Raw genomic sequence first — 370 nt, 5'->3', positions numbered from 1 at the left:
CGGTTTGGGCATGCAGGATCAGCAATTGGTGGAAAAGGCCATTAAGGCACTGGAAATCGGGCATCTGCGCGATAAACCGGCACGGGAATTGTCCGGCGGTGAGCAGGCGCGGGTTCTGATTGCCCGTGCACTTGCGCAAGGCACACCCTTGATGCTGGCTGACGAGCCGGTGGCCGGACTTGATCCGTCACACCAACTTAGTCTGATGCAGATATTCCGCGATCTGGCAGAGAGTGGTCGCAGTATTATCTGCACGTTGCATGATCTGGGGTTAGCGGCACGCTGGTGCACACGATTGCTTTTGGTGAAAGACGGCCGCCTGGTTGCGGATGGCAAACCTGCAGAGATTTTGGACGATGAGGTTATCCGC

Annotated in this window: 1 protein-coding gene; it reads left to right on the top strand. The window is 56.8% G+C overall.

Annotated features, from left to right (window positions below):
- Nucleotides 1–28: 28 nt before the first annotated feature.
- Nucleotides 29–370: ABC transporter ATP-binding protein (locus tag HBA93_RS19280; protein ID WP_353619408.1), on the top strand; the 342-nt coding region annotated here is incomplete at its 3' end.

The organism is Ochrobactrum sp. SFR4, assembly GCF_019730395.1.
Classification (GTDB): domain Bacteria; phylum Pseudomonadota; class Alphaproteobacteria; order Rhizobiales; family Rhizobiaceae; genus Pseudochrobactrum.
This window is presented reverse-complemented; position numbering and strand designations above follow the sequence as displayed.